General features: G+C 71.1%; 19 protein-coding genes. 12 read left to right on the top strand and 7 right to left on the bottom strand.

Translation table 11 applies throughout. The features are described 5' to 3' along the window. The first annotated feature begins 32 nt into the window (after nt 1-32). The 3 genes from guaA (at nt 33) to ABL310_RS15740 (ending at nt 3,112) form a co-directional block, all read left to right on the top strand. On the top strand, nt 33-1,619 hold the full coding sequence (gene guaA, locus ABL310_RS15750) for a glutamine-hydrolyzing GMP synthase (protein ID WP_349367959.1): 1,587 nt from the start codon (nt 33-35) through the stop codon (nt 1,617-1,619). A gap of 317 nt (nt 1,620-1,936) precedes the next feature. Further along, nucleotides 1,937-2,620 carry a hypothetical protein gene (locus ABL310_RS15745; protein ID WP_349367958.1) on the top strand — a complete coding sequence of 228 codons (684 nt, stop codon included), beginning with the start codon at nt 1,937-1,939 and terminating at the stop codon, nt 2,618-2,620. A gap of 42 nt (nt 2,621-2,662) precedes the next feature. Beyond that, entirely contained in the window at nt 2,663-3,112 is a 450-nt protein-coding gene (locus tag ABL310_RS15740) for a hypothetical protein (RefSeq protein WP_349367957.1), read from the top strand. Nucleotides 3,113-3,306: 194 nt separating this feature from the next. Here ABL310_RS15740 and ABL310_RS15735 read toward each other — a convergent pair whose 3' ends face one another. Then, entirely contained in the window at nt 3,307-3,459 is a 153-nt protein-coding gene (locus ABL310_RS15735) for a ribbon-helix-helix protein, CopG family (protein ID WP_349367956.1), read from the bottom strand. A 123-nt stretch (nt 3,460-3,582) separates the two neighbouring features. Between ABL310_RS15735 and ABL310_RS15730 the strand changes: the two genes are divergently transcribed. Further along, the gene (locus ABL310_RS15730) at nt 3,583-3,837 is read left to right on the top strand and encodes a hypothetical protein (protein WP_349367955.1); all 255 of its coding nucleotides are present in this window, start codon (nt 3,583-3,585) and stop codon (nt 3,835-3,837) included. Between the two features lie 329 nt (nt 3,838-4,166). On the opposite strand, the gene ABL310_RS15725 is transcribed toward ABL310_RS15730, so the two are convergent. After that, nucleotides 4,167-4,367, bottom strand: a complete 201-nt coding sequence (locus ABL310_RS15725; protein ID WP_349367954.1) for a ribbon-helix-helix protein, CopG family — start codon at nt 4,365-4,367, stop codon at nt 4,167-4,169. Nucleotides 4,368-4,410: 43 nt separating this feature from the next. Between ABL310_RS15725 and ABL310_RS15720 the strand changes: the two genes are divergently transcribed. Both ABL310_RS15720 and ABL310_RS15715 read left to right on the top strand, forming a co-directional pair. Continuing rightward, a complete protein-coding gene (locus ABL310_RS15720; RefSeq protein WP_349367953.1) occupies nt 4,411-4,665 on the top strand; it encodes a hypothetical protein in 255 nt (84 codons plus the stop codon). A gap of 81 nt (nt 4,666-4,746) precedes the next feature. Next, entirely contained in the window at nt 4,747-5,199 is a 453-nt protein-coding gene (locus tag ABL310_RS15715) for a hypothetical protein (RefSeq protein ID WP_349367952.1), read from the top strand. Nucleotides 5,200-5,237: 38 nt separating this feature from the next. Here the strand turns inward: ABL310_RS15715 and ABL310_RS15710 are convergent, their stop codons facing one another. After that, nucleotides 5,238-5,450, bottom strand: coding sequence for a plasmid stabilization protein (locus tag ABL310_RS15710; RefSeq protein WP_349367951.1), 213 nt, complete (start codon nt 5,448-5,450; stop codon nt 5,238-5,240). Nucleotides 5,451-5,608: 158 nt separating this feature from the next. Between ABL310_RS15710 and ABL310_RS15705 the strand changes: the two genes are divergently transcribed. After that, entirely contained in the window at nt 5,609-6,229 is a 621-nt protein-coding gene (locus tag ABL310_RS15705; RefSeq protein ID WP_349367950.1) for a hypothetical protein, read from the top strand. 92 nt (nt 6,230-6,321) lie between these two features. Beyond that, nucleotides 6,322-7,545, top strand: coding sequence for an MFS transporter (locus tag ABL310_RS15700; protein WP_349367949.1), 1,224 nt, complete (start codon nt 6,322-6,324; stop codon nt 7,543-7,545). Here the strand turns inward: ABL310_RS15700 and ABL310_RS15695 are convergent, their stop codons facing one another. Together ABL310_RS15695 and ABL310_RS15690 are read right to left on the bottom strand one after the other, a co-directional pair. Next, complete coding sequence (locus ABL310_RS15695; RefSeq protein ID WP_349367948.1) at nt 7,546-7,776, bottom strand: hypothetical protein; 231 nt, start codon at nt 7,774-7,776, stop codon at nt 7,546-7,548. A gap of 152 nt (nt 7,777-7,928) precedes the next feature. Beyond that, nucleotides 7,929-8,810 (bottom strand): MurR/RpiR family transcriptional regulator, encoded by an 882-nt coding sequence (locus ABL310_RS15690; RefSeq protein WP_349367947.1) that lies wholly within the window; start codon nt 8,808-8,810, stop codon nt 7,929-7,931. Nucleotides 8,811-8,986: 176 nt separating this feature from the next. Between ABL310_RS15690 and ABL310_RS15685 the strand changes: the two genes are divergently transcribed. Both ABL310_RS15685 and ABL310_RS15680 read left to right on the top strand, forming a co-directional pair. Continuing rightward, nucleotides 8,987-9,532, top strand: coding sequence for a flavodoxin domain-containing protein (locus tag ABL310_RS15685; RefSeq protein ID WP_349367946.1), 546 nt, complete (start codon nt 8,987-8,989; stop codon nt 9,530-9,532). 108 nt (nt 9,533-9,640) lie between these two features. Continuing rightward, entirely contained in the window at nt 9,641-11,767 is a 2,127-nt protein-coding gene (locus ABL310_RS15680; protein ID WP_349367945.1) for a GumC family protein, read from the top strand. Here the strand turns inward: ABL310_RS15680 and ABL310_RS15675 are convergent. Further along, on the bottom strand, nt 11,751-12,971 hold the full coding sequence (locus ABL310_RS15675) for a GNAT family N-acetyltransferase (RefSeq protein WP_349367944.1): 1,221 nt from the start codon (nt 12,969-12,971) through the stop codon (nt 11,751-11,753). The two genes, ABL310_RS15680 and ABL310_RS15675, sit on opposite strands and share 17 nt — an antisense overlap. A 102-nt stretch (nt 12,972-13,073) precedes the next feature. Here ABL310_RS15675 and ABL310_RS15670 point away from each other — a divergent pair, with 102 nt between their 5' ends. Both ABL310_RS15670 and ABL310_RS15665 read left to right on the top strand, forming a co-directional pair. After that, nucleotides 13,074-14,111 (top strand): polysaccharide deacetylase family protein, encoded by a 1,038-nt coding sequence (locus ABL310_RS15670; RefSeq protein ID WP_349367943.1) that lies wholly within the window; start codon nt 13,074-13,076, stop codon nt 14,109-14,111. Between the two features lie 12 nt (nt 14,112-14,123). Continuing rightward, complete coding sequence (locus ABL310_RS15665; protein ID WP_349367942.1) at nt 14,124-14,666, top strand: AAA family ATPase; 543 nt, start codon at nt 14,124-14,126, stop codon at nt 14,664-14,666. On the opposite strand, the gene ABL310_RS15660 is transcribed toward ABL310_RS15665, so the two are convergent. After that, nucleotides 14,635-14,844 (bottom strand): DUF2842 domain-containing protein, encoded by a 210-nt coding sequence (locus ABL310_RS15660; protein WP_349367941.1) that lies wholly within the window; start codon nt 14,842-14,844, stop codon nt 14,635-14,637. The two genes, ABL310_RS15665 and ABL310_RS15660, sit on opposite strands and share 32 nt — an antisense overlap. Nucleotides 14,845-14,963 lie beyond the last annotated feature (119 nt).

The following is a 14,963-nucleotide window of genomic DNA, read 5'->3' as shown; positions in this document are numbered from 1 at the left end:
CGGGCGGACGCGCCCGGCGCGAGGATGCTTTCATGACCGACGCCCCCATCACCGAGACAGCCGCCGAGGCCAACCACGACAAGATCCTGATCGTCGATTTCGGCTCGCAGGTGACGCAGCTGATCGCGCGGCGGGTGCGCGAGCAGGGCGTCTATTCCGAGATCGTGCCGTTCCAGTCCGCCGCCGAGGCCTTCCGCGCCATGAAGCCGAAGGGCGTCATCCTCTCGGGCGGGCCGGCCTCCGTCCTGGAGGACGTCTCGCCCCGGGCGCCGCAGGAGATCTTCGAGGCCGGCGTGCCGGTGCTCGGCATCTGCTACGGCGAGCAGACGATGGCGGCGCAGCTCGGCGGCGTGGTGGAGGGCGGCCACCACCGGGAGTTCGGCCGCGCCGAGGTCGAGGTCGTGGCGGACAGCCCGCTCTTCGCGGACGTCTGGCAGGTGGGCCAGCGCTACCCGGTGTGGATGAGCCACGGCGACCGCGTCACCAAGCTCCCCGAGGGCTTCTCCATCATCGGCGCCTCCGAGAACGCGCCCTTCGCCGCCGTCGCCGACGAGGCGCGGCGCTTCTACGGCGTGCAGTTCCATCCGGAAGTGGTGCACACGCCGAGCGGCGGGCACCTGCTGCGCAATTTCGTGCGCACCATCGCCGGCTGCACGGGCGACTGGACCATGGCCGCCTTCAAGGAGGAGGCGATCGCCCGCATCCGCGCCCAGGTCGGCTCCGAGCGGGTGATCTGCGGCCTCTCCGGCGGCGTCGATTCCGCCGTCGCGGCGGTGCTGATCCACGAGGCGATCGGCGACCAGCTCACCTGCGTCTTCGTCGACCACGGCCTGATGCGCGCGGGCGAGGCGGCGGAGGTGGTGAGCCTCTTCCGCTACGCCTACAACATCCCCCTCGTGCACGTGGAGGCGCAGGCAACCTTCCTCTCCGCGCTCGCCGGCGTCGACGACCCGGAAGTCAAGCGCAAGACCATCGGGCGCCTCTTCATCGACGTGTTCGAGGCCGAGGCGAAAAAGGTCGGCGGCGCCGCCTTCCTCGCCCAGGGCACGCTCTACCCGGACGTGATCGAGAGCGTCAGCTTCACCGGCGGCCCCTCCGTCACCATCAAGAGCCACCACAACGTGGGCGGGCTGCCCGAGCGCATGAACATGAAGCTCGTCGAGCCCCTGCGCGAGCTGTTCAAGGACGAGGTGCGCCTGCTCGGCCGCGAGCTCGGTCTCCCCGAAGGCTTCGTCGGCCGCCACCCCTTCCCCGGCCCCGGCCTCGCCATCCGCTGCCCCGGCGAGATCACGGGCGAGAAGCTCGACATCCTGCGCAAGGCCGACACGATCTACCTCGAGGAAATCCGCCGCGCCGGCCTCTACGACGACATCTGGCAGGCCTTCGCCGTGCTGCTCCCGGTGCGCACGGTGGGTGTGATGGGCGACTTCCGCACTTACGACTACGTCTGCGCGCTGCGTGCGGTGACGTCGGTGGACGGCATGACGGCGGATTTCTATCCGTTCGACATGGGGTTCATCGGGCGGGTGGCGACGCGGATCATCAACGAGGTGCGGGGGATCAATAGGGTTGTGTATGATGTGACGAGCAAGCCGCCGGGGACGATTGAATGGGAGTGAGGGGAGAGATCCTCCACCTTTTCATTGCATGAGAGGGTTCTTGGAGGTAATCTTTGCTCTCTTTCAGTGCGGTTGGAGATACTAATGCAGCCCTGGCCTTCACTTCCGGAGGACGTGATTGCATGGTTTAAATCCGTTTTTTGGATGCGAACCGTGCCGTAACAGAGCGGCTTGCAAATCTTCCAAACATCCGTGAAACGTCTCTCGACGACGCACTCATTGAAGCACTAATTCCACGCACAGCGCCAACGCTGCTGCCGTCGGGCGCAATCGTTCGGATGGACACTCATAACATTGGAGGGTTGCGAACGATAGGTATGTTCGATGACCTGCGCATCTTTCGCCGGTGGGAAGCTGCTGACATTGCGTTGATCGTATTTGTCTATAGGGGCAGCAATTGCATTGCTAAGAAAGTTGGTCTACTTCAATCGAAGAGGCTGTACCCTGTTTCGTCCGAAGTGGATGAAGACGACCCCTTAAATTTCGCTTATGGTATGAATAGATTTTTGAGTCGAGAGCCAAAACAGGCTATCGGTGCTCTACATTCGCGTTTCGATTTTACTTATAATTGCACTTACGGAGCGCTGAAAAGCGGCGCCGGACAAATCCAAATCATTCGCAAATTGAACGACGATTTTGGTAAGATTTGCTACTATCTTTTCTACAATCCTCCGCAGGTGCCGTTTTCTGTTCAATATCCCTTGCGTAGTCGGATGGTGATTGAAAATATCGATCTGGGCTGTCAGGTTTATGATCCTTCTGTGGTTGACGGGGTCTTGGATAATCTTCCAGAAGGTACATCACCTAGCTTACATACTCTGCAATCTTCAAGCCGACAACAAAATTGGCCACTGGAGGAGTGGGCATCTGATTTGCTTTTGACTTGTCGTGTCGGTCAACAATTTGACGACTCTCGCGATGCAGAAGTGCGGTCATTTCTGCAAAGAAGGTCGGGCCCTATCGGCGCTGCGCTCGCCGTGAGTATCACTCTCGCAGACTGAGGCGGTAAACTGCGACGCATCCGAACCGAACGGAGTCCGCCCATGGATCGCGCGTTTCTGGTAGAGAGCGACTTCGCCGTCGGTCGCGGGGTCGTGGACGCCTTCGTCGCCGACGGTCTCCCCATCGCGGTCGCGGGGTGGTTCAAGCGCGCGGACGGGACGTCCTTCCAGCTTCATGTCGCGACGCCCAACGTGCAGGTTCACGGCCCCCTCGCCGTCATGCGCTTCATGGACGCGGCGCTCGATGCGCTGGCGCCCATCGACATCGCGCCAAGCGAGATCGTCCCGGAAAACACGACGACGAGCTTCGCGGCTACGCTGGGGGATACGCTGCGTGTGACGCACGGCGTCTATCGGATCGGCTGGCGCATCCTGGGAGATGCCGAGATCGAAGCCGGCGTGATCTACGTCTCCCGCCCCCGCGCCGAAGTCGCGCCCTCTCCGACGCCGCCGGTCTTCGACCCGGCCCGGCTCGCAGCGGCTGCGGGGTGACCGGCGGCGGCCGTTGCGACAGGTGCAATCGTTAACGCGGGAGAACCCCTCTCCCGGATGGGAGAGGGGCAGGGGTGAGGGCGTACGGCCTGCCGGTCTCGCACGGCGCTTGCGGCCGCGTCGGGCGTCGCGTGTCGCCGCGAGCCGCATTCCCTCACCCCCGGCCCCTCTCACATCCCGGAGAGGGGAGGCGCTCACCGCCCCAAAAACCCATTCTCCCGCAACCACGCCGTCACGATCCGGCGGATCATCTCCGAGCGGTTCGGCTCGTCCTCCTGCGCCCGCGCGGCGGCGTCGACGGCGGCGGTGACCTCGTCGGGGAAGCGGACGCCGACGCGGGGCGTCACGCCGGTGGCGGGCCGGCCGCGTTTTTTCTGTGGGACAGGATTTGACATCAGCCTTTATTGTGTGCCAGTAAAGGTATCGCCGAGCTGGACCGGTGGACCCGCACCCGAGAAGGACCCGTCCCGATGTCCGACACCATGCATACCGCGCCGCTCGCCGGCGCGCACGATGATTCGCGCGCCGCTCGGGCCGACGGCCTGCTCGATGCGATCGACGAGCTCAACCGCGGGCTCAACCTCATGGTGGCGCTCGAGCTGGCCGTCGAGACCCTCGACGACCCGGTGCGCAACGGGCTCGCGGAGCTGGTCGCCGCCGCCCAGGCGGTCGTCGTCGCCGGCCGCGATCGCGTCGACGCCCTGCGCGGCGAGCTGGTGGGGTGAACCTGCTCCCGCGCCCGCGCGGCGGCGTCGACGGCCACGGTGACCTCGTCGGGGAGGCGGACCCCACCCGCGGCATGGCGGGGGGCTTGGAGGACCGGCGACCGGTCTCTCCTTCCCTGTAGGGGAAGGTGGATCGCCGCGCAGCGGCGAGACGGATGGGGCGCGCGGCACGCGCGTTCGGCGAAGCCGAATTCGACGGGCGAGACCGGGCGCCACGGGGTGCTTCCGCTGCGCGGAACGCGTCGCGTCGCTTCGCGCCGCGCCCCATCCGTCTCGGCTACGCCGAGCCACCTTCCCCTACAGGGAAGGACGGTGTTCGTCCCGCCGTCTCACCGTAACCCGGCCAACGCCTGCGCCACAAGCCGCCGGATCGCCTCCGACCGCGACGGCGCGCCGTCCTGCCCCGCCCGCCAGGCGTCGATCTCGGCGACCTGCTCGGCGGTCAGGCGCACGGGGATCGGATCCGCATAGGCGCTGCCCGGCGGACGGCCGCGCTTTTTTCCTTCTACGGGAATTGACTTCTCGGCCATTTTTCTCGTATACGAAGAAATCGCTCGGACGGGGGACCTCGCTGTGCCCGACACCATGCATACCGCGCCGCTCGCCGGCGCGCACGATGATTCGCGCGCCGCTCGGGCCGACGGCCTGCTCGACGCCATCGACGAGCTCAACCGCGGGCTCAATCTGATTGTGGCGCTCGAGCTGGCCGTCGAGACCCTCGACGACCCGGTGCGCAACGGGCTCGCCGAACTGGTCGCCGCCGCCCAGGCCGTGATCGTCGCCGGCCGCGATCGCGTCGACGCGCTGCGCGGGGAGATGGCGGGGTGAACGTCGCGAAGGCTGCTTGCCGAGAGCCGATGAGCGTGCCTAAGCACTCGACGACGCCTCCGAACCGAACGGAATTCGCCCATGGCTCGCACGTTTCTGGTAGACGCCGACATTCGCGACGGCCGCCGTTTCGTCGATGCGCTCCTTGCCGCCGGCGTGCCGATCGCGGTGGCGGGTTGGTTTCGGATGGCGGAGACGGGTCGGTACAAGCTCCACGTCGCGACGCCGGACGTGCAGGCGCACGGCCGCCTGAACATGTACCACTTCTTCACGGCGGTCCTCCGCGCCCTCGACCTGGAGGACCTCGCCCTCACGGCGCCCGTGGCTGCGAACACGACCACGGACGCCATCGGGGGCGTCGGCGACCAGCTGCGGGTCGAGCACGGAGCGGCGCGGCTCGGCCCGCTCCTGCTGGACGGCCTCGAGATCGAGGACGGGATCGTCTACGAATCCCGCCCCCGCACGGAGGTCGCCCCCTCGCCGACGCCCCCGGTCTTCGACCCCGCCCGCCTCTCGGCCGCAGCGACGGGCTGAGCTCCCCGGCGCTCATCCTTCGAGACGACAGGGACGGTTCATGACGCGCGAGAACCCCTCTCCCGGATGGTGCCGTACTTCCGCCCGATCTCGGACAACGCCGTGCCGAGCCCGACGCCGCTCTTCGGACGCACCGCGGCTTCGCGGATGGCGCGGATCTCGGCTTCCGTGCTGCGATTGTTCTCGGCTGCCCGCCGCGTCAAGGCGCGGTGGGTCTTCTCCGGAAGGTCGTGGATGGTGACGGCGGCCATGGCGGCGACCTCCATGCAAGGCGGCCGCGCTCGTGGCCCGCATGGCGGCGCTGCGACCGCCGGTCGAGCACGAGGCCTTCCTCTCCGACCTGAAGGAGCGCTATAAACGTCGTCGAAACCTCATAGCCCGCCTGCCCTGAGCGAACAGGAGGCCAGCCATGCCCTACCGCCCCATGCACGAGGTCGTGGACGAGGAGGATCTGTGCGCCATCGAGCGGCAGAGGCGCTTTCGCATGGTCGCCGACTTCACCGTGAAGGCCTGGGCCACGATTCCCGGGGTCGAGGCGATCGGCGTGACCGGCGGCACGGCGGGCAAGCTGTGGCGGGAGATGCCCTACTGGCGGCGTCGGCGCGGGCCGCCCTCGCTGCACTCGGTCGACCGGCTCGAGATGGTGCTCTGGCTTTCGCGGACGGACGAGCTCCGGCGGCTCCACCGGGCCTTCAGCCGCGTGCTCAACGATCTCGACGCAAGGGGCGTCCCGCACGAGATGGCCGGGCAATACCTCTTCGGGATCGTCTTCGACGCCGCGAGCGAGGACTATCTCGGCGTCATCTGCACCTACGCCACCTGCCCGAAGGGCAAGCCGGCCTGCGAGGTCCCGGGCTGCGGCGCGGTGCGCTTCCTGCGGCAGTTCGCGGATTACGGCGCCGCGGACGCGCAGGCGGACAAGGCGAAGGCCGCGATCCTCTTTCGCCGCGGCCGGGGCTTCGTCGCCTCCGCCCTCGACCTGCCGCAGACCGCGCCGGACGAGGGCTGGGACGAGAACGACGTCGCCTGACCCCGCGCCCCGCGCAACCCTGATCCGCCGCCCGCCCGGCTTGCCGTCGCGCCGCCGCGGCGGCAGCCTGCCCGGCGTCGCACCGGGTCCCCATGTCGCCAGAATCCGCCCCGTCCTTCCTGCGCGCCGCCGGTCCGGTCGTCGCCGTCGCGTTCGCGCTCGCCTTCCTGTCCTCCTTCGGGCAGACCTATTTCATCGCGCTCTCGAGCCCCGGCATCCGCGCCGCCTTCGACCTGACGCATGCGGGCTTCGGCGCACTCTATTCGGCGGCGACGCTCGCTTCGGGCCTCTTGATGATCTTCGCCGGCGGCGCGCTCGATCGGGTGAGCGTGCGGGCCTATGCCGGCGTCGCGCTCGCCGGACTCGCGGCGGCGGCGCTCGCCATGTCGGTGGTGACGCATCCGGCGCTGCTGCTCGCGACCCTGTTCGGGCTGCGGCTCTTCGGCCAGGGCATGCTGGCGCACGCGGCGATCACCAGCGCGGCGCGGCTGCGGGCGGGCCTGCGCGGGCGCGCGACGGCGCTCGCGAGCTTCGGCATGACGGCGGGGGAGGGGCTTCTGCCCTTCGCCGCGGTCGCCGTGCTCGCCGCTTCCGACTGGCGGGCGCTCTGGCAGATCGCGGCGGCGACCCTCGTCCTCGCCCTCGCCGCGGGCGCGACGCTCGGCCTTCGCGCGCGCGCCGACACGCGCGGCGCACCGGAGCCGGCTGCCGCGGACGCGCCGCCGCCGACGCCGCTGAGCCGCCGGCGCATCTTGGCCGATCCGGGCTTCCTCTCGTTTCTCCCGGCCATCGCCGCCCCGTCCGCCATCGTCACCGGCTTCTTCTTCCACCAGCGCGAGATCGCGGAGGCGAGCGGATGGCCGCTGCCGCTTCTGGCCGCCAGCATCAGCGTCTTCGCCCTGGTCTCCGTGATCGGCAGCCTCGGGGCAGGCGCGCTCGTCGACCGCATCGGGGCGCTGACCGTATGCCGGTTTCACCTGCTGCCGCTCGCCGGCGCGGGGCTCGTGCTCTCGACGATGGACGGCGCGGTCGTCGCGCCGCTCTTCTTCGCGCTGCTGGGCCTGGCCGCCGGGGCCGGCCACGTGGTCTCGGCGGCGGTGCTGGCGGAGCTGTTCGGGACGCGCCAGCTCGGGCGGGTGCGCGCGCTCGGCACGGCGGTGATGGTCGTCGCGTCCGCGACGACGCCGGCCCTCGCGGGCCTCGTCCTCGACGCCGAGGCGAGCCTCGCCTGGCTCGGCCTGCCCGCGGCCGGGTGGGCGCTCGGCGCCTCGGCGCTGAACCTGCGGCTGAGGCGCCGCGCGCCGGCGCTGCCGTGATCAGCGCGGCGGCGCGCCGAAGAGCGCCGCGTCGAGGGTGATCAGCACGAGGCTCGCGACGAGCAGCGCCCAGGCGAGCACGAATCCGCCGGAGAGCCCGACGGGGATCGACAGGAACAGGAGCATCGGCGCGAGCGCCAGCCCCAGCCCGCGCACGAGCGCGGCGAGCGGCTTGCGCCGGAGCGGCGGGACGGGGGCGGGCGACATGTCGGTGAGCGGATGTGACGCCATGATGTTCTATCCCGTACGCGAACGACCTGCGGGCGAGGATCGGCGTCGTCGCCTGAACCGAGCTTGAACGGGACGCCTCGACCGCGCACGCCCACGAGGAAGCCGCCATAGGGTTAACGAAAGCTTTCCGCGGCCGCGCGAATGCTTGCGACCTAGCGCCGCCGCTCGTCGCGCTCGTACACGCCGAATGCCGTGAGATGCGCCTCGGCGCGGCGGGCGGCCTCGGGCGCGGCCGCGCCGCGGCGGCGGGCGACGAGGGCGGCGAGGCATTCCACCGTGGCGAAGGCCGGCGTCATGGCGTGAAAGAAGGAGGGCGTCTCGATGCGTACCGGCACGACCACGTCCGCGCCGCGCGCGATGGGCGACAGCGGATCGTCCGTGACGGCGACCACCGGCGCGCCGCGCTCGCGGGCGAAGGCGAGCGCCTGCCGCACCGTGCGGGTATAGGGCCGCACCGAGACGGCGAGCAACGCGTCCGCCGGCTCGAGGTCGCGCAGCCGGTCGACGCCCGCCCCGCCCGGCGCGTCGACGAGCTCGGTCCGCACGCCCACGAGGCCCATCACGTAGGCCGCCATGTAGGCGACGGCGAAGCTCGAGCGCAGACCCAGGCACTTCACGCGGGTCGCGCCGGCGAGGACGTCGGCGGCCCGCGTGAGGGCGCGGCTCGCCTCGCTGTCGGAGAGCGCGGCGAGATCCTCGCCCATCGCCTGGAGGAAGCCGGCCACGAAGCCGGAATCGTCGGCGGTTTCACGGGCGCCGACGAGCTCCTCCGCGCGCCCCGCGATCCCGGCGGGCGGGCGGCGCAAGGCCTCGCCGTAGAGGCGCCGCAACTCTTCATGGCCCGCGAGATCCAGCCGCTGGGCGAGCCGGGTCAGCGCCGCCGGCGAGACGCCGGCCCGTCGCGCCTGCTCGCGCGTCGACAGCAGCGCCACCTCGTCGGGATGGTTCAGCACGAAGCGCGCCGCGGCCTTGAGCGTCGGCGGCAGATCGTCGAAGCGCTCGCGGAGGAGGGAAGCGAGGGGGCCGTCGTGCATGCGTAGCCCTTAGCCCGGTGAAACAAGCGGTTCAAGCGCTGAAACACGTCGCGGCGTCCGATCGGCCGGGTTGTCCTGGGTCAATGCTCGCGATCGACAGCGGGGTAGGAGAGATCGCGCGCCTCTCTCGTCGGCGGCGCGCGTTGAATCGAGCGATGCAGCGAAGGAGACCGACCATGCGCGTGCTCGTCGTCTACGCCACCACGGAGGGGCAGACCCGCAAGATCGCCGGCCGCATCGCCGCGCGCGTCGCCGAGACCGGGCACACGCCCACCACGGCGGACGCCACGGAAGCCGGCCCCGCCCACGATCCGGCGCTTTTCGACGCGGCGTTCCTCGCCGGATCGCTCCATGCCGGCCGGTATCAGGCGGCGCTCGTCGACTATGCGCGGCGCCATGCCGCAGCCCTGAACGCGCGCCCGAGCGCCTTCGTCTCGGTCTCGCTCTCGGCCGCCGGGGACGATCCGGAGGACTGGTCCGGTCTCGCGCGGTGCGTCGAGGCGTTCGGACGCGAGACGGGCTGGACCGCCATGCGGCTGCACCACGCCGCCGGCGCCTTCCGCTTCACGCGCTACGACTTTCTCAAGCGATGGGCGATGAAGTACATCGCGCATCGGCGGGGACAGGCCGTCGATACGCACGCCGACACCGAGTACACGGATTGGCCGGCGCTCGACGCCTTCGTGGACGAGACCCTCGCGGCGGCCGGGAAAGGCGCGTGAGCGCCCGGCCTTAACCTCGCCTCAACCCTAACGGGGGTTTACTTCGCGCATCTCCCAGGCGTGCGGCCACCCTGCGCCTGTGCCCGGGAGCGTGTGGAGAAGCCGTTCATGCCGTCACCGGGTCCCAGCCTCGACAGCGCTCGCGCGGAGCCACGCGAGGATACCGTCGCGCTGCTCGAGATCCTCGTCGCCCTCAAGGCGCACCTGAAGCTCATCGCCGCCGTGACGCTGATCGCCTTCGCGGCGAGCCTCGCCTACGTCCTGACGACGACGCCGCGCTACCAGGGCGAGGCGCAGATCCTGCTCGAGGACCGCGACACGAGCTTCACCCGGCCCGTCGACGCCGCCGCGGACGACACGGCGCGCGTCATCGACGAGCAGGCGGTGGCGAGCCAGGTGCAGGTGATCCGCTCCCGCGACGTCGCCCGCGAGGCGATCCGCCGTCTCGGGCTCGTCGGCCAGCCCGAGTTCGACCCGGAGGCGCGCCCGATGAACCCGGTCAGCCGGGTGCTCGGCATGATCGGCATCGCCGGCGGCAGCGGGGAAGGCGACACGGCGCGCGAGGACCGGGTGCTCGAGGCCTATTACGACCGGCTCACGGTCTTCGCCGTCGACCGATCGCGCGTGATCACGATCGAGTTCCAGTCCGCGGATCCCGAGCTCGCGGCGCGCGGGGCGAACACGATCGCCGAGGTTTATCTGGAGACGCTGGAGGGCGCGAAGATCGATGCCGCGCGCACGGCCTCGACCTGGCTCGCGCAGAACATCGAGCGCCTGCGCGAGCGGGTCTCGGAGGCCGAGGCGCGGGTCGAGACCTTCCGCTCCGGCACGGGGCTGCTGCTCGGGCGCGACAACGCCACGCTCACGACGCAGCAGCTCGACGACGTCTCCGCACAGCTCGCCGCCGCCCGCTCGACCCAGGCGGAATCGCAGGCGCGGGCCGAGCTCATCCGGGAGCTGATCGAGGCCGGGCGCGCCTTCGAGATCCCGGATGTCGCCAACGACGAGCTGATCCGCGGGCTCATCCAGGAGCGGGTCGCGCTGCGGACCCAGATCGCCAACGAAAGCCGCACGCTGCTGCCCCGCCATCCGCGCATTCTCGCGCTCCAGGCGCAGCTCGAGGACCTCGACGCCCAGGTCCGCGGCGCCGCCGAGCGGCGCGTGCGGGCGCTGGAGAACGAGGCCCGCCTCGCCGCCGCCCGCGTGGGGACGCTGGAGGCCGCCCTCGATCGGCAGATGCAGGTCGCGTCCCGCGCGAACGAGAACGAGGTGCAGCTGCGCGCCCTCGAACGCGAGGCCCGCGCCGAGCGCGAGCAGCTCGAGGTCTTTCTGGCGCGCTATCGCGACGCGGTGGTCCGCGACTCGGAAGAGGCGGCGCTTCCCGATGCGCGCATCGTCTCCCGCGCGGCCGAGCCGCGTTCGCCGATCTGGCCGAAGACGGCGCCGGTCGTGATCCTGTTTACCGTCGGCGCGCTCGTGCTCGTCGTCGGCGCGGTGGCGATGAAGGCGATCGTCTTCGACATGATCCGCCCGGCCATGGCGGCCGCCTCCGGCGAGCCCGCGCCGATGCCGGCCCGTGCCGCCGCGACCGGCCCGGAGGCCCCGCGCGATCCGCCTCCTCCGCCCCCGGGCGGAGGGCGCCCGGCGCCGAAGCCCGCATCGGGCCGCGAGGACAGCGGCTTCGACGTGCCCGCGATCGCTGCGCGGCTGGCGCGGATCGGGCCGGGCGATCGCGGACGACGCATCCTCGTCACGGATCTCGGCGAGGGCGTCGCCGCGGGGCTCGCTCTGCGGCTGGCGGACACGGCGAGCGGGGAGGGGCTCGCGCTCGTGGTCGCGCTCGCGCCCGGCGCCGACGAGACCGTCGGCATGGCAGAGCTCGTCCGCGGCGAGGCCTCCTTCTTCGAGGCGATCGATCGCATGCCGGGTGGGCGCCCGCACCGCATCGCGGCCGGCGCCGAGCCGCTCGACCTCGCGGACGAGGAGACGCGGGACGCGTTCGAGATCGCGCTCTCGGCCTTCGAGCAGACCTACGACTGGACGGTGCTCGTCCACGCCGGTGCGGACGACGCGGCCTTGGCCGCGCTCGCGCCGCGGGTCGACGCGGCTGTCGTGGCGACGCAGGCCGCGCCGGACGATCCCGCGCTGGTCGCGCGCTACGAGGCGCTGAAGGCGTCCGGCGCGCCGGACGTGGTGGTGGCCATCGCCGCGGAGGCGCTCATAGAAGCCGCGTGACGGGGGCGGCCAAGCGCCGCCCGCGCCGGATCGCGGCCGCCACGACGGGCGTCGTCTTCGCCCACCGCTTGAGCCGGGTCGCGCTCCGCGCCAGGCGTGCATAGCCCCGACCCGCGACGGAGACCGGCAGGGCGACATCGTAGAGCTGCTCCAGCGCGTCGCAGAACTGCGATTTGTAGCGGGCCTCGCCGACGCCGAGATCGAAGCTCTCGTAGCCGTCCGCTCGCAGCGCCTCGACGACGCGCATCATCAGCAGGTCGCCGGGGCTGCAGCGGGCGATGTCGGGCCTGGTGTCGAAGGCCGTGATCATGCCGCTGGCGCGCCGGCCGTCGCAGGCGGCGCCGAAGGTCGCCACGATCCGCTCCCCGGCGCGCAGCGACCAGAGCAGGACCGGCGCGGGCATCTCGCCGTCGGGGCGCGTCGCGGCCTCGAGAAAGGCCCGCGCCCGCTCGCAGGCGAAGGGGTCCTCGATGCCGAGATCGCGCATGCGCTTGGTCTTGAGCGCGAAGAACGCCTCGAGCGTCTCGCGCGCGTCCTCGGGCGTCTCCGCCCGGGCGAAGCCGACGGCGCCGATCTCCTCGAGCCAGCGCGCCTTCTTGCGCAGCTTCTTGCGCGTGTCCGCGCTGAGCGCCACCGCCGGCGCGCCGTCGGGACGATCGGCGAGGCTGGTCCAGTAGGCGTCGCTCGGGCTCGGGCGGGCGGCCGGCAGCACGAGCGGGTTCGGCTGCCCGCGCCAGGTCGCCGGCAGGGACTGGAAATCGTAGGCGTCGATGCGCAGGCGTCGCGCGATCTCGGTCAGGTGGCCACGCACGGCCTCGGGCGCGAGATGCGGGCCGGCCTGGGCGCAGAACAGCGGCATGTGGAAGTTGGCGTGCTTTCCCCCGACGGTGGAGGCGATGAGCATCGCCCCGCGCCAGCGCAGCACGAGCGGCAGAAGCAGCACCGCGCGCCGGGAGGGGGCGTCGCGGACGATCGCGACGCGCACGCTCTCGCGTGGGCGCAGGGCGTGCATCGCGTAGGCGCGCTGCCAGTCGAAGCCCTGGTAGGGCGAGGCGAGGCACTGTGCCTCGAGCTGCCGCCAGGCGGCCTCGGCATCCTCGATCCGCGCATGTATCTCGATCACGGCCCGCGGCGACGACATCTCGGCCGATAGCGCCGAGGCCTCGTCCGCGCGCGGGACGGCCGCCACCTTGGTTGCGCTCACGCTGCACCTCGCGAGGGGATCATGTGATCGATCGATTAACGCGACGAGTGTATGAAGCGACACGTTAAACCGAGCCTAAGGGGCGGAGCCGCGGAGACAGCCATGGCGCTGAAAGGGGCGATCATCAGGGCCGGCCTCGCCGGCAGCGACCTGATCCGGGCGCACGCCTGGGCGCGCTTCGCCCGCGGGCGCGGCGTGATCCTCACCTTCCACCACGTGCGCCCCGCGCCGTCGGAGGGCTTCGCGCCGAACCGGCTGCTCGAGATCACGCCGGACTTCCTCGAGACGGTGCTCGAGACCCTCGACGCGCTCGGCTTCGAGATCGTGCCACTCGACGCCGTGCCGGACCGGCTCGCCGGCCCGGAGCCGGAGCGCCCCTTCGCGGTGCTGACCTTCGACGACGGCTATCGCGACAACCGCGATTTCGCCGCCCCGATCCTGGCGCGGCGCGGCGCGCCCTGGACCTTGTTCGTGACCCGCGATTTCGCGGAAGGACGCGGACGCTTCTGGTGGCGCGAGCTGGAGGAGGCGGTGCGGCGGGCGCCGCGCGTGCGCTTCGCCGAGCTCGATCTTCCCGCCGGAACGGATCGCGAGAAAGAGCGCGCCTTCGAGGCCCTGTACTGGCGCCTGCGCGCCGGGCCGGAGCACGCGCTGCGCGAGGCGACGCGCCGGCTGGCCGAGGCCGCGGGCGTCGACGTCGCGGGAGCGGCGCGCGACGCCTGCCTGACCTTTCCCGAGCTGCGCGACCTCGCCCGCGATCCCGCGGTGACGCTTGGCGCGCACACCCTCAGCCATCCCATGCTGGCGAAGGGGGACGAGGCGACGGCGCGCCGCGAGATCGTCGAGAGCCGGGCGGCGCTGGAGGCCGAGATCGGCGCGCCCGTGCGCCATTTCGCCTATCCTGTCGGCGATCCCGGCTCGGCCGGCCAGCGCGAGTTCGCGCTCGCCCGCGAGGCCGGCTTCGTCACCGCCGTCACCACCCGCCCCGGCCATCTCTTCGCGGCGCACGCCGCCCGGCTCCACGCGCTGCCGCGGGTCTCCGTCAACGGCCTCTACCAGAGCGCGGGGGCCCTGCGGGCGCTCTTGTCCGGCCTGCCGTTCCTGGTCTGGAACAAGGGGCGGCGGGTCGCGTCCGGGTAGGAGGAGGCAGCGATGATCAGCGACCCGACTCTCGTCGTCTTCTCCGGGCGTCCCGGCGTGGGCAAGACCACGCTCGCGCGCCCGCTCGCGGCGCGGCTCGGAGCGGCGTACCTGCGCATCGACACGATCGAGCGCGCGCTCGCGCGCTCCGTTCTCGCCATCGATCCGGCGCAGGACGCGGGCTACGTCGCGGCCTATGCGCTCGCCGAGGACAATCTGCGCAACGGGCTCGGCGTCGTCGCCGATTCGGTGAACCCGATCGCGCTCACGCGAGACGCCTTCGCCGCCGTGGCGCAGGCTCTTCGGGTTCCGCTCCTCGAGGTCGAGGTGATCTGCTCCGACGCGGCCGAGCATCGTCGCCGGGTGGAGGGCCGCGCGCCGGATCTGCCCGGCCAGCGCCTGCCGACCTGGGCCGACGTGCGCGCCCGGGACTGGGAGCCGTGGCCGCGCGAGCGGCTTGTGATCGACACGGCGCGGCTCGGCGTCGCGGATGCGTTGGACGTCATCGCCGCGTCCGTGGCGCTCAGGCGCGGTCCGGCTTCTGCATCCACTTGATCACCGGCATCACCGGCAGCACCCAGGCGAGGCCGAGGATCATGTAGACGAGCGCCTGGACCAGCCCGGGAAGCTGCACGATGCGGCTCTCGGCGAGCGCCATGGCCACGGGGCCGTAGACCATCACGAAGACGATGATGACGATCGTGCCGAGGAGCTTGCGGGTGCGCTGGGTCATGGGGCGTCCGGTTCGGGCGGGTGCGGCGTCGCGGGATCTGGCGAGACGGGTCGGAAAGGTCTATGTGCCCGACGGAGCGCCGGATCAAGCGCGCGGACTGACGCGGGCGCGGCGCCGGA

Source organism: Salinarimonas sp., from assembly GCF_040111675.1.
In the GTDB taxonomy this organism is placed as follows: Bacteria; Pseudomonadota; Alphaproteobacteria; order Rhizobiales; family Beijerinckiaceae; genus Salinarimonas.
The sequence above is the reverse complement of the archived record's forward strand: the minus strand, read 5'-3'. Positions and strand labels throughout refer to the sequence as shown.